The sequence below is a fragment of the Vibrio crassostreae genome, from assembly GCF_041439375.1.
GTDB classification, from domain to species: Bacteria; Pseudomonadota; Gammaproteobacteria; order Enterobacterales; family Vibrionaceae; genus Vibrio; species Vibrio crassostreae_D.
In genome coordinates, this window is sequence record NZ_JBGONY010000040.1 from 14,730 (window position 1) to 33,437 (window position 18,708).

Here is an 18,708-nt window from a genome sequence, read left to right on the forward strand (position 1 = left end):
AATGTTACGTAAACGTAGCCAAATCCGAGACTACAAAGCAGAAGCACGACTATTTACTAGTCGTGCTTTTGTTGCGTTTGCAGGTATCATAGTGATGATGTCGATGTTGGTTATGAACCTTTACAACATTCAAATCAACCAATATCAGGACTATAAAACCCGCTCTAACGACAACCGTATCAAGGTCGTTCCAATCGCGCCTAACCGTGGTTTGATTTACGATCGCAACGGTGTACTTCTTGCCGAAAACCGCCCCGTTTTCAACCTAGAAATCACACCAGAAAAAATCAACGATATGGATGACACGCTTGTCCGTCTACAAGAGTTAATCGAGATCCCACCAGAACGCATCGAGCGTTTTAATCGTGATCGCCGTAATTCAAGACGCTTCAAGTCAGTACCGATTCTGAACCAACTCACAGAAGAACAAGTTGCGGTCTTCTCTGTAAACCAACATAAGTTCCCTGGTGTTGAGGTCACAGGCACATTAAAACGTTTCTACCCTTATGGTGATGTGCTGACTCACGTTATTGGTTATGTTTCGCGTATCAATGACCGTGATATGCAGCGCCTAGCACGAGAAGAGAAAGACGCTAATTACCAAGCGACTCGTGACATCGGTAAACTTGGCATTGAGCGCTACTACGAAGACATGTTGCACGGTACCGCTGGTTATCAAGAAGTCGAAGTAAACAGCCGCGGACGAGTGATCCGCACTCTGAAGTTTGTGCCTTCGGTTCCGGGTAAAGATATCGTGCTCAACTTGGACATCAAGCTACAGCTATACGTACATAAATTACTTGATGGTCGCCGTGGCTCAGCCATCGTTCTCGACCCTAAAGACAATGGCGTGTTAGCCATGGTGTCTAGCCCAAGCTACGACCCAAATGCATTTGTGCATGGTATCTCCTCTAAAGGTTATAACGCGCTACTTCAAGACAAAGACCGACCTTTGGTTAACCGTGCAACGCTAGGTATTTATCCACCAGCGTCGACGATCAAACCTTTCATTGCTGTTGCGGCTCTGCAAGAAGGTGTGATTACACCTAATACAACGCGTAATGACCCAGGTTATTGGAAGATCCCTAACTCAAAAACAAGACCATTCCGTGACTGGTTGCGTTGGGGACACGGTGTCGTTGATATCGAGAAAGCGATAGAAGAGTCAGTGGATACTTTCTTTTACCAAATTGCTTATGACCTTGGTATTGATCGCATATCCAAATGGATGATGATGTTCGGATTCGGTGATTATACCGGCATCGATATTTATGAAGAAAGTAAAGCCAATATGCCAACTCGTGATTGGAAAATGGCAAGACACCGTGTGCCTTGGTACCAAGGTGATACTATCCCTGTCGGCATTGGCCAAGGCTACTGGACAGCAACACCAATGCAGATTGCAAAAGCCACATCAGTTTTAGTTAATGAAGGGGAAGTAACAGCCCCTCACCTACTGCGTTCAACCATTGATAACGGTCGCCCATTCGATGAACAAATTATGTCGGATATTGAAACTTACCCACCACTAACCGGGGTTAAGAAGAAGTATTGGGATATCGCTCAGGAAGGCATGAGACTGGCTAACCACGGTAAGAAAGGCACAGCAAGACGTTCATTCCAGAAGATGTCTTACCAAACCGCTGGTAAGTCGGGTACCGCGCAGGTGTTCGGCTTAAAAGAAGATGAAGAGTACAACGCGGATGAAATCGCAGAGCACTTACGCGATCACGCCCTCTTTACGGGTTACGCGCCTTTTGAAGATCCTGAAGCCGTCGTTACTATCGTTCTAGAAAACGCAGGTGGCGGCTCTTCTAACGGCGGCCCAGTAGTAAGAAGGATTTTAGACCATATTATCCTTGCAGAAGATTATCAAAGTGAGTCAATTAAATAATGAAACTTGATCCTTCAACTGGACGAAATAGAGCCTTATTCGAAAGGCTGCATATCGACCTGCCGCTTTTACTTGGCATTCTGGTTTTAATGGGCTTTGCCCTACTGATCATGTACAGCGCAAGCGGACAAAGCCTTGCGATGATGGATCGCCAGGCGATGCGTATGGCTCTGTCTTTAGGTGTGATGATCTTCCTAGCGCAAATCTCACCTCGCACTTATGAGACCTTGGCACCACTACTGTTTGCAGGTGGTGTCATCTTGCTATTAGGCGTATTGTTCTTTGGTGAAGCCTCTAAAGGTGCACAGCGTTGGTTAAACTTCGGCTTTGTTCGATTCCAACCCTCAGAGCTGTTAAAGCTGGCGGTACCTTTGATGCTGGCGCGATTTATCGGTAAGCGCTCACTTCCACCCACCTTCCAAACATTAGCGATCTCGCTAGTGATGGTGTTTGTACCTACGATTCTAATCGCAAAGCAACCCGACCTAGGCACATCTATCCTTATCGCCGCATCCGGTATCTTCGTGATATTCCTAGCAGGTATCAGTTGGAAAATCATTGCTAGTGCGGCAATAGCGTTGGGGGCATTTATCCCAATCTTATGGTTCTTCTTGATGCGTGAATATCAAAAAGTACGTGTAAGAACCCTTTTTGATCCTGAATCCGATCCATTAGGTGCGGGTTACCACATCATTCAAAGTAAGATTGCGATAGGTTCTGGTGGTATATCAGGAAAAGGTTGGCTGCAAGGCACTCAATCCCAACTAGAGTTCATTCCAGAGCGCCATACCGACTTCATTTTTGCGGTAATTGCCGAAGAGTGGGGCATGATTGGTATCTTGTTCTTGCTTGCCATCTACCTGTTTATTATTGGACGTGGCTTAGTGCTCGCTAGCCAAGCTCAAACAGCATTCGGCCGAATGATGGGCGGCAGCATTGTACTGAGCTTCTTCGTCTACATTTTTGTAAACATTGGCATGGTAAGTGGCATTCTACCTGTTGTAGGTGTTCCTCTTCCTCTGGTCAGTTATGGCGGTACTTCAATGGTTACCCTTATGGCTGGTTTTGGTATTTTAATGTCGATCCATACACACAGAAAAGCATTCTCAAAGGCGACCTAATCGATGTCTATTACAACGTTTCCAAAAAAAGCATCCTTAGTTGATGAGCTGCCAATCAAAAAAATAGTCTCTATCTTAGGGCTAGCGGTTTTAATCAATGGGTGTTCTTCACAAAAGCCAACAGGTCGCTACGATATTGATTCAGATATTGCACCAGACGCACCGATTTCGGTAGAGCATTTAGAAGATGCTCACCCTCAGTATGAACCTTATAGTTTAGGTGGTAATACGGATTACACTCTGCGTGGCGAAGACTACAAGATCGTAAAAAAGACCGAAGGGTTTACTGAGAAAGGCAAGGCCTCTTGGTACGGTAAGAAATTTCATGGTCACTTAACGTCTAACGGCGAGATCTACGACATGTATTCGATGTCAGCAGCTCACAAAACATTGCCAATTCCAAGCTATGTAAAAGTGACGAATACCGACAATAACAAAACCACTATTGTTCGTATCAATGACCGTGGCCCATTCCATGAAGGCCGAATCATTGACCTTAGTTATGCGGCCGCTTACAAGCTCGATGTATTAAGAACCGGCACGGCAAATGTTGAGATTGAAGTCATTACTGTGGCTATGCCAACCGACGCAAATAAAAAGGCCGCTTTACCGCAATTTATCATTCAAGTCGCAACATCTCCGCATGAAGATAGAACCGAGAAGTTAGCTAAAGATCTAGCCGAAAAGCTAGAAGTAGCAACGTTCTTGCAGCCAAATGATGACAACTACCGTCTGATGATTGGGCCATTTCATGACTATGCTCTGACTCAAGAAAAATTAGAACAAGTTAAGCTAATGGGTTACCCGTCAGCTTATATAAAAAAACACACCCTAACTCGCTAATTAATCTAACAGTTACTTCTGGTAATCAGCGCTCTGGTGTGACAGAGTGATTCTGTTAATATATGAATAGTTCACCAAATAATTGCATTCAAAATGATTAAATCTAATAAACTTGTTAAATCGATTTTTGCTACTTCTGTTGCTCTTTCTGCAACGATAGCTACATCGTCATTCGCCGCTCCTATTGTTGTTCCTGATGCACCTCAAATCGCCGCTAAAGGTTTTGTTCTGATGGATTACCATTCAGGCAAAGTACTAGCAGAGAAAGAGATGAATACTCAACTTTCTCCAGCAAGTTTAACCAAGATGATGACGAGCTACGTAATTGGCCAAGAGCTAGAACGTGGCAACATCAACTTAAACGACGATGTTGTAATCAGTGAAAATGCTTGGGCTAAAAACTTCCCAGATTCATCTAAGATGTTCGTTGAAGTAGGTACAACGGTTAAAGTTGAAGAACTGAACCGCGGTATCATTGTTCAGTCAGGTAACGATGCTTGTGTTGCGATGGCTGAACACATCGCCGGATCTGAAGATGCATTCGTTGACCTAATGAACGCATGGGCAAGCTCTATCGGTATGAAAGACACGCACTTCGCTAACGTGCACGGTCTAGACAACCCGAACCTATACTCAACGCCTTACGATATGGCGCTACTTGGTCAGGCTCTGATTCGCGACGTACCAGACGAGTACCGTATCTACTCACAGAAGAAATTCACTTACAACGGCATCACCCAGTACAACCGTAACGGTCTGTTATGGGATAAGAGCATGAACGTTGATGGCATCAAAACGGGCCACACAAGCAATGCAGGTTACAGCCTAGTAAGCTCAGCGACCGAAGGCAAAATGCGCCTAGTTGCTGTAGTTATGGGTACCAAGAATGCTAATGCTCGTAAGACAGAAAGTAAAAAGCTGCTTAGCTACGGCTTCCGCTTCTTCGAAACAGTGGCACCACACACAGCGGGTGAAACCTTCGTAGAAGAGAAGATCTGGATGGGTAGTAAAGACACCGTTGCACTGGGTGTCGACGAAGATACTTTCGTTACGCTACCTCGTGGTCAAGCTAAGAACCTGAAGGCAAGCTTCGTTCTTGAGAAAGAGCTAGAAGCGCCAATCAGCAAAGGCGATGTGGTTGGTAAACTATTCTACCAAGTCGACGGTGAAGACGTTGCTGAATACCCACTACTAGCACTTGAAGATGTAGACCAAGGCAGCCTATTCAGCCGCCTATGGGACTACCTAGTTCTTCTGTTCAAGGGTTTATTCTAAACCAGCCAAAGGTTTGTTCTAAGTAAAACCTAAGCTTGTTGTCTAGCTAACCTAATGAGTAAGTTCATGATTTACTCATTAGTGAACCAAAAGCCGCCATGTGCGGCTTTTGTTGATCTTGAGTTCGGTGATATTTACACGTAATATTCCGCCTTATTACTCGTGTCTGTTGACCGAATACGCTTTTTATCGACATTTCGCCAATTTGCGAGAGTCTAGCCTTTTGGAGCTAATCATGAACATCAATTCTGATGCAAAACTAAAAGACCTCTTAGAGTTCCCTTGTTCATTCACTTACAAAGTAATGGGCCACGCTAAGCCAGAACTGACTGAGCTAGTGCTAGAAGTGATCCAGCGCCACGCTCCTGGTGACTACAGCCCAACGCTAAAACCGAGTGCGAAAGGTAACTACCACTCTGTTTCTATCAATATTACTGCGACTTCAATTGAACAAGTAGAAACTCTTTATAAAGAACTGGGCGAGATCGAAATCGTTCGTATGGTTCTGTAGTCTTTGATTACGCATGAAAAACAGCGGCTTATTGCCGCTGTTTTTGTTTAAAGCACAGTATCGACACCAAATTCATTCAACTTAATTTTAAATAAATACAAAGAAAGTTGAAAAACCTTGCAGTCCGTCTGTAGTTAGAATCATGTTTCGCGTTTATAATGCGTTCACTTTATTAATCCTTGAGGGAGTGCCGCTTTGCAAAATAAGCTAATCGTAAAAAAATTAGGCCGTCAGGATTATGAACCTGTATGGAAAGCCATGCATAAGTTCACAGACGAACGCACGGAAGAAGACGTAGACCAAGTTTGGTTGGTTGAACACAACCCTGTCTTCACTCAAGGACAAGCAGGCAAAGCTGAGCATGTTTTAAATGCCGGTGATATCCCTGTGATACAAAGTGACCGCGGCGGCCAAGTGACTTATCACGGCCCAGGTCAGTTAGTTGCTTACTTTCTGATTAACATTCGCCGCAAGAAATTCGGAGTGCGTGATTTGGTTACTCATATCGAGAACCTCGTAATCAATACTCTGAAAGCTTACAATATAGATTCAGCTGCCCGACCTGACGCTCCTGGTGTTTATGTCGATGGCAAGAAAATCTGTTCACTCGGATTACGTATTCGACGTGGCTGCTCGTTCCACGGGCTAGCACTGAACGTCGATATGGACCTGTCTCCATTCCTACGTATTAACCCATGTGGTTATCAAGGTATGGAAATGGCACAGGTCAGCCAACTTGGCGGACCAAGTGAACTAGAAAACGTTGAACAACAGTTAATACAAGAGCTCGTAGAGCTACTCGGCTATGACCAAGTAGACATTCAAGCCACCAGTAACATTACAGCAGAAGCATAAAATCATGAGCAAACCAATCCAAATGGAAAAAGGCGTTAAATATCGTGACGCTGACAAAATGGCATTAATTCCCGTAAAGAATATGCCTGCTGAACAGAAAGAAGTTCTACGTAAGCCTGAATGGATGAAGATTAAACTTCCTTCAGACAGCCATCGTATTCAAGAAATCAAATCAGCAATGCGCAAAAACAACCTGCACTCAGTTTGTGAAGAAGCGTCTTGCCCTAACCTAGCCGAGTGTTTCAATCACGGTACGGCAACGTTTATGATTCTTGGCGCTATCTGTACTCGTCGCTGCCCGTTCTGTGATGTTGCCCATGGTCGTCCTGTTGCTCCTGAAGCAGAAGAGCCGAAGAAACTGGCTAAGACGATTAAAGACATGAAACTGAAGTACGTAGTAATCACTTCAGTTGACCGTGATGACTTGCGTGACGGCGGTGCTCAGCACTTTGCTGACTGTAACCGTGAGATTCGCGAACTAAACCCACATATTCGTATCGAAACACTGGTTCCAGACTTCCGCGGTCGTATGGATGTTGCGCTTGATCTAATGAAAGACAACCCGCCAGATGTTTTCAACCACAACCTAGAGACAGCGCCACGTCTATACCGTAAAGCGCGTCCAGGTGCGAACTACAAGTGGTCTCTTGATCTACTGAAGAAATTCAAAGAGCAGCACTCTGATATTCCAACAAAATCAGGTGTGATGATGGGTCTTGGTGAGACGAAAGAAGAGATCGTTCAAGTACTGAAAGACCTTCGCGAACATGGTGTGACTATGCTGACACTAGGCCAATACCTAGCACCAAGCCGCCACCACTTACCAGTAGAACGCTACGTGCCGCCTTCTGAGTTCGATGAGCTGAAAGAGATTGCTCTAGAGCTTGGCTTCACTCACGCAGCTTGTGGTCCATTTGTACGTTCTTCTTACCATGCAGACTTACAAGCTCAAGGTATGGAAATTAAGTAAGCCATTACTTAACTCCCCTCTATTTGAAAGGCGCATCCCCTCAGGTATGCGCCTTTTTAGTATCGACAAACTGTCACGTTACATCGCCATCATTCAGATACAACAAAGAAGACGAGTGAACAATAGACAAATGGACAAATGGACAAATGGACAAATGGACAATAATGGCTAATTAGCCGAAAGAAGCCCAGATAACCGTTGCTACCAAGATTGGGCACACGAACTTCACATACATAGGCCAAACCTTACCAAACCAACCCAATTGGAAATCAGAGCAACCTTGCTCAAGCTCTTTCACTTTTGAAGCTCGGCTCCATACCCAACCACCAAACACACAGAACATCAGTGCAGCGACTGGTTGAAGGTACTGAGTTGCAATCATCGCTACCATGCCAAACATCGCAGCAAAGTTGTAAACAATCACCACACTAAACAGCGCGATAGCACCACCAATCACCCAACTTGTTGACGTACGTTTAGTATTGAAGCGCTCACTCACTAACGCTACCGGGCCTTCTAACATTGAGATAGAAGAAGTCAGCGCGGCAATGGTTAGTAACAAGAAGAAAACAATTGCGAAGATCTGACCAAGCACACCTAAGCTATCAAACATCAACGGCAGAACAGTGAATACCAGTGTGTCAGAGCTCAATAGTGAACCGTCTTCCGCATAGATTTGAACGCCTTTTTGCATCGCAACAAACATTGCAGGCATTACTACCAAACCAGCAATAAAAGCCACTGCAGTATCTACCAGCGTCACGTTCATCGCCATTTTTGGCAGGTTTTCTTTCTTACTTAAGTAAGAGCCATAAACCAACATTGAACAGCCACCAATCGTTAGCGAGAAGAAGCCTTGCCCCATCGCCGCTAGAATCAGCTTTCTATCCCACACTTTCTCAAAGTCTGGAACTAGGTAATGTTTTAAGCCTTCCATCGCACCAGCTTGCGTCATGATGTAGACAAACAATAGGCCGAACAACACAAACAGTGCTGGCATCAAACGCGTCGACCACTTCTCGATGCCTTGCTTAACACCACCCTGTACAATCAGAATCGTCAGCACATAGAACGCGACGGTACCAAATACATTACGCTCAACGCTGAAGCCTTTAAACCAATCAGCAGCAGCCTCTAAACCAATCAGATCAGCGACGGCGCCAATTAGGAAGCAGATTAACCAACCACCAACAATACTGTAAAACGCCAATACGGCACTTGGTACACTTAAGCCAATCCAACCGACAAACTCACCGACTTTTTTACCTAAAGGGTTTGCCGTCAACGAGCGCATGCTATCAACTGGATTTGCTTGGCCGTGACGACCGATCGCCATCTCAACCACTAGCATTGGGAAAGCAACCACAAAGATCATGATCAAATAGACCAAAAGGAAAGCACCGCCACCATTGCTGGCAACTTGAGTCGGGAACCCCCAAATATTACCTAAGCCAACCGCTGCACCAGCCGCTGCTAAAATAAAGCCTAAACGAGAGCTAAAATGCTCTCTTGAAGAGGAAGATTGTTGGTCCATATCGCCCGCATTAAAAATCAGTGAACTAGTTGAGAAGTACAGTAATAAAAAGCAATGATAGGTACAACCAATAAATGAACAATTATCTAATTTTTACAATCAATGCGCTATTTAGAACCATAAAATTAACAAACGACCAGTCTTATCGTTCAATTAAAAGCAATAAAGCGAGGTGGCAGGCTTGAAAAGGAAATGGATTAAATTGAGATAAATACTCGCCGTGTGGCTACATTTGTACAAACAAAAAGAGCACCAACCGATGCTCTTGCTATTCATAAGTCGATCCAGATTAGATCGTGAAGACTTGATAGTCTTTTAGGTTCGGAATGATTTCATGCAACTCTTGCTCTTGCTCCGCCATCTCATCAAGAGAATCACAGAACTCGTTTGCTTCTTCTTGTACTTGTTGAGAGTGTTCTTTCATTCGCTCTTCAACTTTCAGCTTTAATTCAGCCATACTGTCAGCTAGTTCGGTAAGGTTTAGACCACCGTCTTGTTTCATTTTTTCTGACATCGCATTAAAAGCGCTAGAAATAAATTCTTGGTTAAAGATCTCTTTAGCCTTCTCGAAATCTTCAGACCAACCATTGGCCATCGAATCAAAGCTTTCTGCTGGTAGTACTAGCTCACCATCTTTGTAGTAACGAGCCTCAAGTTCAGCAAAATACGTCTTCATTGACTCTTTTACGTTATCAAACGACTCAGGCGAATCTAGGCTAGCAGCAATATCATCAATAACGTCATTGGCTAATGCTAAGCTCTCGTTAGCCATTTGCTTTGCGCGAGGTAAATACTCACTCATGCTGCCACGATACTTCTCTATTGCAGCTTGTTGGTTAGCATCGAGCTCAACTTTTTCGCCATGGATATAGAGGTCATTGTTTTCATCGAAGACCGCAGTATCACCATTCACCTGATGAATTTCGACTTTTTGGTCATCGATTCGTAATTCATTCTTCAAATCAACTCGACACTGCGCTGCAAACGTTGGCAGGCTCACAACAGCAATAACCGCTGTTAGTGATGCAATTAATACACTGTTTTTCATAACATCCTCTCATCAATCTGACAAATTACTATACCTTGGGTTTATACTTCTTTGTCAGAGCAACGTCTTATATTCCTTAGCCAATTATTCAGTCAACCGATATCACTTCGTAGCAAAACTGTTTATCAGCAACTTTAAATTCAATTTCATCACCGACTTCTTTACCCATTAACGCCTGACCAAAAGGTGCATTTGCCGTCACGATAGCTACTTCATTATAATTCCACGTGACAGACAGCCCCCCAACTCTCGGCCCCATAAAGAAGTGTTTATATTTATCTCGCTCGTCAATGACCACAACATAGCTGCTCACCGTAATCTTCTCACTATCACGCAGCACTAAGTTACGATAACACTGAATGTCGTCCTCACACTCTTGCACCCTCACCGCTTGACCATGGGCAAGATATGAAGCTTCTAGCGCCAATGTATCGTACTTATGTTCAGGCACTGTCTCTTCATCTGTCGCAGCGTCAATCGCGCGTTGAGTGGCAGATTGTGCGATACGTAATCGGGATTCGAGTTGCTCTATAATTATTTGGCGAAGCTCAGACTTATTCATACTATTGGGGTGCTTTTCTATAGGAGCTACAGAATAGAATTAGGTACAATCAGGTGCAAGACATTTGATTCATCAAGCGACGCTATCATGAATAGGCGCCCGCTTTAGCATCAATACGACACTTAATAACTCAGGTAGAACATAAATGATTGAGCAGAAGCTAAAACAAGTATTCGGATTCGACTCACTGCGTAATGGACAAAAGCAAGTCATTAATAATGTTCTATCTGGTCACTCAACTGCGGCCATATTCCCTACAGGCTCAGGTAAATCTCTGTGTTATCAATTACCAGCATTAGAATTGCCGCACTTAACCTTGGTGATATCACCGCTGTTAGCCTTGATGAAAGACCAACTCGCTTTCCTGCACAGTAAAGGCATTAGCGCGGCAGCAATCGAATCAAGCCAAGACAGACAAATCACCCAACAGGTCATGCAGTCGGTACGTAACGGTGATACAAAGATCCTCATGATCTCCGTTGAACGCTTGAAGAACGAGCGCTTTCGTCAGTTTATCTCTCAAGTGCCGCTCTCACTGCTTGTGGTCGATGAAGCGCACTGTATTTCAGAATGGGGACACAACTTCAGACCAGATTACCTGAAGCTTCCTCAATATCAGAAACAGCTCAATATTCCTCAAGTGCTGCTACTGACAGCAACCGCGACGACATCTGTTATCCAAGATATGAAATCGAAGTTTGAAATTGATGAGGAACGCGTTGTGGTTACGGGGTTCTATCGTCAAAACCTCGACCTGTCGATTCAACCTTGCGAACAAACCAGCAAGCTAGAAACCTTGTGTAATGTCGTTAACCAAGCTTCTCTCGCTCCGACTATTGTTTATGTCACCCTTCAACAAACAGCAGAGATGGTGGCTCAGCAACTTCGCAATGCTGGCGTTAATGCGGTGGCTTACCATGCGGGTCTTAAGCCTGAAAATAGAGATGCTATTCAACATCAATTCATGAATGATGAAGTGAGCTGTATCGTCGCAACCATTGCGTTTGGTATGGGCGTGGATAAGTCCAACATCCGCCGAGTAATTCACTTTGATTTACCAAAATCGATAGAGAACTACTCACAAGAGATCGGCAGAGCTGGCCGAGATGGTCAAGCGTCTGAATGTATTCTACTCGCTAACAAACATGGTTTAAGCACACTCGAGAACTTCGTTTTTGGTGATACGCCCGACAACATATCGATCCAGGCAGTATTGAAAGAGATCTACGAAAATCAAAACATTGGCGCTTCTGGCTCGAACCAATGGGAGATCATGCTTAACCAGCTATCACGTGAATCCAACATTCGTCAATTACCGCTTAAAACACTACTGGTGTATCTCGAAATTGAAGGTGTGATTGAGCCGAAGTACAGCTACTTTGCTGATTACAAATTTAAGTTCATTCGCCCAAAGCAGCAGATCACAGAGCAATTTCAAAGTGAACGTCGTCAATTTGTAGAAGCGGTTTTCCAATGCTCTCCTCAAGCAAGAGTGTGGTGCCAAGTCGACTTCGATGCACTTTGGACTCACTTCCAAGCCGATCGTCAGCGCGTAATTGCAGCTATCGATTACTTCAATGAACAAGGTTGGATTGAATTGGAGAGCAAGCAGATCACGGATGTCTACACGATCCACAATACTTCTGAAGATATGATGCAACTGTCCGAACGTCTAACTGAGTTGTTTAAAGCAAAAGAGAACAGCGAGATAAACCGTCTTGACCAAATGCTGAATTTCTTTGAGGCGGATACTTGCCTTAGCTCACGCCTTGCGAGTTACTTTGCTGATGATAAAGCACCAACAAACTGCGGTCACTGCTCTGTATGTAGAGGAGAAGTGGCAATCTTACCAACCGTTGATGTTGAACCTGTCGATGATGAGACGGTGATGACATGGATACATGAATTTATTTCTGCTAGCCAACAATTGATTACCGACGAAGCTATTACTCGCTTCTTATGCGGAATCGCCACCCCACTTTCAACCAAGCTTAAAGCCAGTAAAATGGTTGGTTACGGTAAGCTAGAGCAGCAACCATTCAGTGATACCTTAGCGCGAGTTAAGCAACTTCCTAGATAAGCTAATTTCCTTGATTAGAAAAAACCGACTAGGTTATCAAACCTAGTCGGCATTCAAATACCAACACTTCTAAATCTATACTCCCAACGCCTTACCCTAAAAGAAACTCAACTGGCGCATTTGATCTTTGGGTTGCAGCATCACACTTAAACCAAGCAGGCGTATTTCTCGCCCCTGTTGTCTTTTCAATATTTCACTTAACAGTTCTTTGAAGTGTTCACGATCTAAAGAGGCGTGGATGTGCTCAATAGTAGTTTGTTGAAAGTCGGCAAACTTGAGCTTAATGCCCTGTTTGATGATCGCTTTGCTTGGGCTGGCTTTTTCTAAACGAGTTTCGAGTTCAGGAAACAACTTGTCTTCGATTACCTGCCAGCATTCGGCGTAGGTTGAAATATTTTGGGTAAAGGTGCGCTCTACGCCTACCGATTTTCGCTCGCGCTCGATGATAACTTCTCGATCATCAATGCCATGACTGCGCTTCCAGAGTGATGCACCTTGACGGCCAAACTTGAGTAGCAGGTCTCGATAGTCAGACTCCTTGATATCCTTACAAGTAAAAAAGCCTGCTTGATGCAACTTTTCAATACTCACCTTGCCGACACCAGGAATCTTTTCAAGTGGTAGCTCATCGATCACTGATTGCACATCTTGTGGAGGGATAACAAACTGACCATTGGGCTTATTCAGATCCGAGGCAACTTTGGCTAAGAACTTGATCGGGGCAATGCCAGCCGAAGCGGTCAGGTTGAGTTCATTCCAGATATCACGGCGAATCGACTCAGCAATAAGTGTTGCTGAACCATGACACTGCGTAGAATCGGTGACATCAAGAAACGCTTCATCTAAGGAAAGAGGCTCTATGACAGACGTGTATCGAGAGAAGATTTCACGAATCTTTTTAGATATCTCGACATAGACCGACATTCTTCCCGGCACAACCAATAGATTAGGACAAAGCTGTAGCGCTTTTCCGGTCGGCATTGCAGAGCGAACACCAAACTTGCGGGCTTCATAATTACATGTGCTCAAAACACCGCGTTGCTTCTCATGCCCACCAACAGCTAACGGGCGATTTCGGTAAGCAGGGTTATCACGCATTTCTACAGCCGCATAAAAACAATCCATATCGACATGAATTATTTTTCTTATTTTCTCTTCGCCTGCGCTACACATCTAGGAATGACTCGACCTTACAACTGTATCAATAAACAGTATAATCCAAATTTTATCAGATTTAAAACGATCTCGAGTCCAGCTAAAAAGGTTTCGCTTCAATAGTCATAAGCTCTTCTGATACTATTGTTAACGAGTATTTAGTCTATAAGTAGGGATCGCTTGTGAGTGAAAAAATACTAGTGGTGGAAGATAGTCGAGCATTCCGCAACTACCTGTACCAACAGCTTAAAAATAGCGGTTATGAGGTCGCACTTGCTGAATCTATTGCAGAAGCAAAAAACATCTTGGAACAAGAGACGGATTTCTTGTGTGCCGTATTAGATTACTGCTTACCTGACGGGCAAGACGGTGAGATCATTGATCTCGTATTAGGCTATCAACAGAAAATAATTGTTCTTACCGGGATGTTCGACAATCAACTGCGAGAGCAAGTCCTAGCAAAAGGCGTTATTGACTACATACTTAAAGACAGTATGTCATCAGTAAGCTACCTACTCCCTCTGGTTCAAAGAATTTCGAATAATCGCCACCACAAAGCATTGGTTGTCGATGATTCAGCGGTTGTTCGCCGTTACATAGCTCAACTTCTAGAACACCAATATATCCAAACTATCCAAGCCGAAGACGGCGAACAAGCATTAAAGCTTCTTCATAACGATCCCGATATTACATTCGTTGTTACAGACCACGATATGCCGAACAAAGACGGTATAGCGATGATCCGTGAAATTCGACGCGATCACGATAGAAACCAGTTGGCTATTTTAGGGCTATCAGGTAGCGATGACCGCACCATGACAGCGCGATTCCTTAAAGCGGGTGCTAACGATTTCCTTTACAAGCCTTTTAACCAAGAAGAGTTTTTCTGCCGTATCCATCAACTGCTTGATATGAAAGAAGCGGCCAATGAGCTATTTCGACATGCCAACGAGGATGCTCTTACTGGCTTATGGAATCGTCGCTACCTGTTCAATCATCCTTGTAAAGGCTGCGATCAACGAAACATTGCTATGATGGATATCGACTTCTTTAAGAAAGTGAATGATACCTTTGGCCACGATGGTGGTGATGCCGTGCTGATCGATGTAGGGAAAATCATCAAAGATCATTTCAAAGACGATGTCGCTGTGCGCTTCGGTGGTGAAGAGTTTTGTATTCAGTCATGCGGTGCATTTGAGAGCTTTGTTGACAACTTAGAGTCCATGAGAGAAGCCATTGAAAGCCATGTTGTTGAGCATGACTCTCAAAGAATCAAGGTCAGTATTAGCATCGGCGTAACCGATTTAGACGCCAAGTTAGATGAGCAGATCAAAGCCGCTGATGAGCTTCTTTATACGGCAAAAGAGCAAGGTAGGAATCAGCTAGTGTTTGCGCGTAACAGCATGCAAATCGAACAATAGTCATTCGTTTTTGTTTCCATCGTTAATCTGCCAAGATAAATGACTAAGCCTCAAAACCAAAAAAGCTCAAGATGATAATCTTGAGCTTTTCAATTTAAGGGCATAGATAACTCTACCCCTTATGACTGTCACCCATTAAGCGATACGGTCTTTACTCCAAGCCGCTTCTTTTTGTTGGCGCTCAGCCAGCTTCTCTTCACGGTAAGCTTCACGTGCTTCACGCTTCTTACGCGCGTCGCAAGGTTCAGGGCAGTTACATACTTTATCAATACCAACAGCACCTAAGCCACCACAGCTACCTTTCACAACTTTCTTTTGGATAATGTAGCCAATTGACATCGCTGCGATTACTGCAAGAAAAACACCAAATGTAATCAGAAATGTATTCATAATTATCTCGCTTACCTTATTTACCTAAGTATGGCTTAAATGCTTCAGAAGCAATTTCTTTAAAGCCATCTGCTGTTTTTACCACCATGAACACTGGGATGTTATGCTGGTTTGCGACTTCCATTCCTTTTTCCTCACCTAAGACCATAAGGCCAGTAGATAAGCCGTCTGCAGTCATTGAAGACGGGTTTAAAACAGTCACAGAAACCACTTTATGATGAAGAGGCTTTCCTGTTTCTGGGTTGATGATGTGTGAGTAACGAACACCATCACGCTCAAAATAGTTGCGGTAGTCACCAGACGTTGCGATCGCCATATCACCAGGCTCGATGATCTCTTGGATGTTACGTTCGTCAATACTTGGCTTTTCGATGGCAATACGCCAGCCTACACTTTCACGGTTTAGGCCTTTCAAACGGATTTCACCGCCTACTTCTACCATGTAGTTGTGAATACCAATTGAATCAAGGTAATCAGCAACAACATCAACGCCCCAACCTTTTGCAATAGTTGACAGGTCGACATACAAATTAGGCAAGTCTTTAGTTAGCTTGTTGCCTTCAACGCTCAAGTGGTGAATACCAACCTTAGCTTTACGAGCAGCAAGTTCTTCATCTGATGGAACGACTTCCGGACGCGCTTCAGGACCAAAACCCCAAAGATTAACTAATGGGCCAACCGTAACATCCAACGCACCTTCAGTAAGACCGTTCAAACGAATGGCTTCTTTCACAACGATAGCAGTTTGTTCAGATACTTCGAATGCGTCCGCACCTTTGTGTTGATTGAAACGGCTCAGCTCTGAATCTTCACGGTAAGTCGACATTTGATCATTCACTTCTTCAAGTAGACGATCGATCTCAGTATGAACTTCATTAGATTCAGGAAATTCATCACCATTGATATATTTAATATTGTAACTGGTACCCATTGTTGGGCCACTTAAATGCACTTGCTCTCTTGCCTGATCACAGCCCGCAAGAAAAATCAAAGAAGTTAATGCAACAAGCCAAATTCTCACTTGCTTACTCCTGTCTAATGTTAAGGATTTATATAAGGAAAAATAAGAGTAAAAAATAGGTATTTTGAATGCCTTACTCTTTCTTATATAAGCCAGTATGTTGTCAAAAATAGTCTTAGAAAAACAAATGGCTGACTCGTGAGAGTCAGCCATAATATCAATCACTTAAATGGATTAACCACCGAAGTCATCTAGTAGGATGTTTTCATCTTCTACACCAAGATCTTTCAGCATGCCGATAACAGCCGCGTTCATCATTGGTGGACCACACATGTAGTACTCACAGTCTTCAGGAGCTTCGTGATCCTTCAGGTAGTTTTCGTACAATACGTTATGGATGAAACCTGTGTAACCGTCCCAGTTGTCCTCTGGTTGAGGATCAGACAGAGCACAGTGCCACACGAAGTTCTCGTTTGCAGCCGCTAGGCCATCGAAATCTTCAATGTAGAACATCTCACGCTTAGAACGTGCACCGTACCAGTAAGACATCTTACGAGTAGAGTTAAGACGCTTAAGTTGGTCGAAGATATGTGAACGCATTGGCGCCATACCTGCACCACCACCGATGAATACCATTTCATTGTCTGTGTCTTTAGCAAAGAACTCACCAAATGGACCAGAAATAGTACATTTGTCGCCTTCTTTAAGAGACCAGATGTATGAAGACATCACACCAGGAGCTACGTCAGGGTTGTTTGGCGGCGGAGTTGCGATACGCACGTTAAGCTTGATGATGCCTTTCTCTTCTGGGTATGAAGCCATAGAGTAAGCACGGATCGAGTGCTCTTTAACGATAGACTCGTAACGGAACAAGTTGAACTTATCCCAGTCACCACGGTATTCCTCAGGAATATCGTAATCTGCGTATTTCACGTGATGTGGTTCAGCTTCAATCTGAATGTAACCACCCGCGCGGAACGGAACTTCTTCACCTTCAGGGATCGCTAGAGCAAGTTCTTTGATGAAAGTAGCTTCGTTGTTATTCGAGATAACAGTACATTCCCACTTTTTAACACCAAAGATATCTTCGTCTAGTTCAATCTCCATGTCAGTTTTCATAGCAACTTGACATGCAAGACGTTCGCCTTCGCGAGCTTCACCTTTTGTGATGTGATCAAGTTCAGTTGGAAGGATGTCGCCACCACCAGACTTAACTTTTACACGACACTGACCACAAGAGCCACCGCCACCACAAGCAGAAGATACGAAGATACCAGCGCCAGCTAGGGCACCAAGTAGCTTGCTACCAGGTTGAGTAACGATCGCCTTTTCAGGGTCGCCGTTTACAGCAATAGTGATGTCACCTGATGGTACTAGCTTAGACTTAGCGAAAAGAATCACTAGTACTAGAGCCAATACAATAATGGTAAACATCGCTACGCCAAGAATAATGCTTTGCATTTGTTATTCCTTATTACTGGGTGCTTACCCTACAGTTGAACACCAGAGAAAGACATAAAGCCTAACGCCATCAGACCAACAGTAATGAACGTGATACCAAGGCCACGAAGACCTGGAGGTACGTCAGAGTACTTCATCTTCTCACGGATACCCGCAAGAGCAACGATAGCTAACATCCAACCCACACCAGAACCGAAGCCGTAAACAACAGATTCCGCAAAGTTGTAGTCACGAGTTACCATGAAAGATACACCACCAAAGATTGCACAGTTAACTGTGATCAGTGGAAGGAAGATACCTAGTGCGTTGTACAAAGGTGGGAAGAAACGGTCTAGAACCATCTCTAGGATTTGTACAAGTGCCGCGATAACACCGATGAATGCGATGAAGTTAAGGAAACTTAAATCGACACCTTCAACAAGCGCGTTTTCTTTCAGGATGTGTGTGTAAACAAGGTTGTTTACAGGAACAGCGATTGTAAGTACTACAACTACCGCAACACCAAGACCAAAAGAAGTTTTAACTTTCTTAGATACCGCTAGGAATGTACACATACCTAGGAAGAAAGAAAGCGCCATGTTTTCGATGAAAATCGATTTAACTAGCAGACTAATATAATGTTCCATG

Annotated in this window: 17 protein-coding genes; 9 read left to right on the plus strand and 8 right to left on the minus strand. The window is 43.9% G+C overall.

The window, feature by feature from the left end; all coding sequences use genetic code 11:
* Position 1: 1 nt before the first annotated feature.
* The 7 genes from mrdA to lipA all read left to right on the plus strand — a co-directional run bounded on the left by mrdA (position 2) and on the right by lipA (position 7,469).
* Positions 2-1,894, plus strand: a complete 1,893-nt coding sequence (gene mrdA, locus ACED45_RS16105) for a penicillin-binding protein 2 (RefSeq protein ID WP_371714460.1) — start codon at positions 2-4, stop codon at positions 1,892-1,894.
* Positions 1,894-3,015 (plus strand): rod shape-determining protein RodA, encoded by a 1,122-nt coding sequence (rodA, locus tag ACED45_RS16110; RefSeq protein ID WP_048607962.1) that lies wholly within the window; start codon positions 1,894-1,896, stop codon positions 3,013-3,015. The genes mrdA and rodA overlap by 1 nt, the downstream gene beginning before the upstream one ends.
* A 3-nt stretch (positions 3,016-3,018) precedes the next feature.
* A complete protein-coding gene (locus ACED45_RS16115) occupies positions 3,019-3,858 on the plus strand; it encodes a septal ring lytic transglycosylase RlpA family protein (protein ID WP_060983365.1) in 840 nt (279 codons plus the stop codon).
* 93 nt (positions 3,859-3,951) lie between these two features.
* Entirely contained in the window at positions 3,952-5,133 is a 1,182-nt protein-coding gene (locus ACED45_RS16120; RefSeq protein WP_017067140.1) for a serine hydrolase, read from the plus strand.
* A 232-nt stretch (positions 5,134-5,365) separates the two neighbouring features.
* Complete coding sequence (ybeD, locus tag ACED45_RS16125) at positions 5,366-5,644, plus strand: DUF493 family protein YbeD (RefSeq protein ID WP_026084358.1); 279 nt, start codon at positions 5,366-5,368, stop codon at positions 5,642-5,644.
* A 195-nt stretch (positions 5,645-5,839) separates the two neighbouring features.
* Positions 5,840-6,499, plus strand: coding sequence for a lipoyl(octanoyl) transferase LipB (gene lipB, locus ACED45_RS16130; protein WP_004737632.1), 660 nt, complete (start codon positions 5,840-5,842; stop codon positions 6,497-6,499).
* 4 nt (positions 6,500-6,503) lie between these two features.
* A complete protein-coding gene (gene lipA / locus ACED45_RS16135) occupies positions 6,504-7,469 on the plus strand; it encodes a lipoyl synthase (RefSeq protein ID WP_371714461.1) in 966 nt (321 codons plus the stop codon).
* Positions 7,470-7,641: 172 nt separating this feature from the next.
* Here lipA and ACED45_RS16140 read toward each other — a convergent pair whose 3' ends face one another.
* The 3 genes from ACED45_RS16140 to ACED45_RS16150 all read right to left on the minus strand — a co-directional run bounded on the left by ACED45_RS16140 (position 7,642) and on the right by ACED45_RS16150 (position 10,613).
* Positions 7,642-9,003 (minus strand): sodium-dependent transporter, encoded by a 1,362-nt coding sequence (locus ACED45_RS16140; protein WP_146491389.1) that lies wholly within the window; start codon positions 9,001-9,003, stop codon positions 7,642-7,644.
* Positions 9,004-9,292: 289 nt separating this feature from the next.
* A complete protein-coding gene (locus tag ACED45_RS16145) occupies positions 9,293-10,051 on the minus strand; it encodes a YggN family protein (RefSeq protein ID WP_371714462.1) in 759 nt (252 codons plus the stop codon).
* 88 nt (positions 10,052-10,139) lie between these two features.
* Entirely contained in the window at positions 10,140-10,613 is a 474-nt protein-coding gene (locus ACED45_RS16150) for a GreA/GreB family elongation factor (protein WP_371714463.1), read from the minus strand.
* Between the two features lie 145 nt (positions 10,614-10,758).
* Between ACED45_RS16150 and ACED45_RS16155 the strand changes: the two genes are divergently transcribed.
* On the plus strand, positions 10,759-12,693 hold the full coding sequence (locus ACED45_RS16155; RefSeq protein WP_371714464.1) for a RecQ family ATP-dependent DNA helicase: 1,935 nt from the start codon (positions 10,759-10,761) through the stop codon (positions 12,691-12,693).
* Positions 12,694-12,789: 96 nt separating this feature from the next.
* Here the strand turns inward: ACED45_RS16155 and dinB are convergent, their stop codons facing one another.
* On the minus strand, positions 12,790-13,866 hold the full coding sequence (dinB, locus tag ACED45_RS16160) for a DNA polymerase IV (RefSeq protein WP_057623801.1): 1,077 nt from the start codon (positions 13,864-13,866) through the stop codon (positions 12,790-12,792).
* 164 nt (positions 13,867-14,030) lie between these two features.
* Here dinB and ACED45_RS16165 point away from each other — a divergent pair, with 164 nt between their 5' ends.
* A complete protein-coding gene (locus tag ACED45_RS16165; protein WP_048657907.1) occupies positions 14,031-15,269 on the plus strand; it encodes a response regulator in 1,239 nt (412 codons plus the stop codon).
* A 135-nt stretch (positions 15,270-15,404) separates the two neighbouring features.
* On the opposite strand, the gene nqrM is transcribed toward ACED45_RS16165, so the two are convergent.
* From nqrM to nqrE, 4 genes are all read right to left on the minus strand, one after another.
* Positions 15,405-15,659 (minus strand): (Na+)-NQR maturation NqrM, encoded by a 255-nt coding sequence (nqrM, locus tag ACED45_RS16170; RefSeq protein WP_009848378.1) that lies wholly within the window; start codon positions 15,657-15,659, stop codon positions 15,405-15,407.
* Between the two features lie 16 nt (positions 15,660-15,675).
* Positions 15,676-16,680 (minus strand): FAD:protein FMN transferase, encoded by a 1,005-nt coding sequence (locus ACED45_RS16175; RefSeq protein ID WP_048657906.1) that lies wholly within the window; start codon positions 16,678-16,680, stop codon positions 15,676-15,678.
* A gap of 174 nt (positions 16,681-16,854) precedes the next feature.
* Entirely contained in the window at positions 16,855-18,081 is a 1,227-nt protein-coding gene (gene nqrF, locus ACED45_RS16180; protein ID WP_017631923.1) for an NADH:ubiquinone reductase (Na(+)-transporting) subunit F, read from the minus strand.
* A gap of 29 nt (positions 18,082-18,110) precedes the next feature.
* Positions 18,111-18,707: an NADH:ubiquinone reductase (Na(+)-transporting) subunit E gene (gene nqrE, locus ACED45_RS16185; RefSeq protein WP_009848375.1), complete on the minus strand. Its 597-nt coding sequence runs from the start codon at positions 18,705-18,707 to the stop codon at positions 18,111-18,113.
* Position 18,708: the final 1 nt, after the last annotated feature.

Bases quoted from the DNA above. Each gene is read 5' to 3' on its own strand.
- mrdA (WP_371714460.1), top strand. From the start codon at position 2: ATGTTACGTAAACGTAGCCAAATCCGAGACTACAAAGCAGAAGCACGA.
- rodA (WP_048607962.1), top strand. From the start codon at position 1,894: ATGAAACTTGATCCTTCAACTGGACGAAATAGAGCCTTATTCGAAAGG.
- ACED45_RS16115 (WP_060983365.1), top strand. From the start codon at position 3,019: ATGTCTATTACAACGTTTCCAAAAAAAGCATCCTTAGTTGATGAGCTG.
- ACED45_RS16120 (WP_017067140.1), top strand. From the start codon at position 3,952: ATGATTAAATCTAATAAACTTGTTAAATCGATTTTTGCTACTTCTGTT.
- lipA (WP_371714461.1), top strand. From the start codon at position 6,504: ATGAGCAAACCAATCCAAATGGAAAAAGGCGTTAAATATCGTGACGCT.
- ACED45_RS16140 (WP_146491389.1), bottom strand. From the start codon at position 9,003: ATGGACCAACAATCTTCCTCTTCAAGAGAGCATTTTAGCTCTCGTTTA.
- ACED45_RS16145 (WP_371714462.1), bottom strand. From the start codon at position 10,051: ATGAAAAACAGTGTATTAATTGCATCACTAACAGCGGTTATTGCTGTT.
- ACED45_RS16150 (WP_371714463.1), bottom strand. From the start codon at position 10,613: ATGAATAAGTCTGAGCTTCGCCAAATAATTATAGAGCAACTCGAATCC.
- ACED45_RS16155 (WP_371714464.1), top strand. From the start codon at position 10,759: ATGATTGAGCAGAAGCTAAAACAAGTATTCGGATTCGACTCACTGCGT.
- dinB (WP_057623801.1), bottom strand. From the start codon at position 13,866: ATGTGTAGCGCAGGCGAAGAGAAAATAAGAAAAATAATTCATGTCGAT.
- nqrM (WP_009848378.1), bottom strand. From the start codon at position 15,659: ATGAATACATTTCTGATTACATTTGGTGTTTTTCTTGCAGTAATCGCA.
- nqrF (WP_017631923.1), bottom strand. From the start codon at position 18,081: ATGCAAAGCATTATTCTTGGCGTAGCGATGTTTACCATTATTGTATTG.
- nqrE (WP_009848375.1), bottom strand. From the start codon at position 18,707: ATGGAACATTATATTAGTCTGCTAGTTAAATCGATTTTCATCGAAAAC.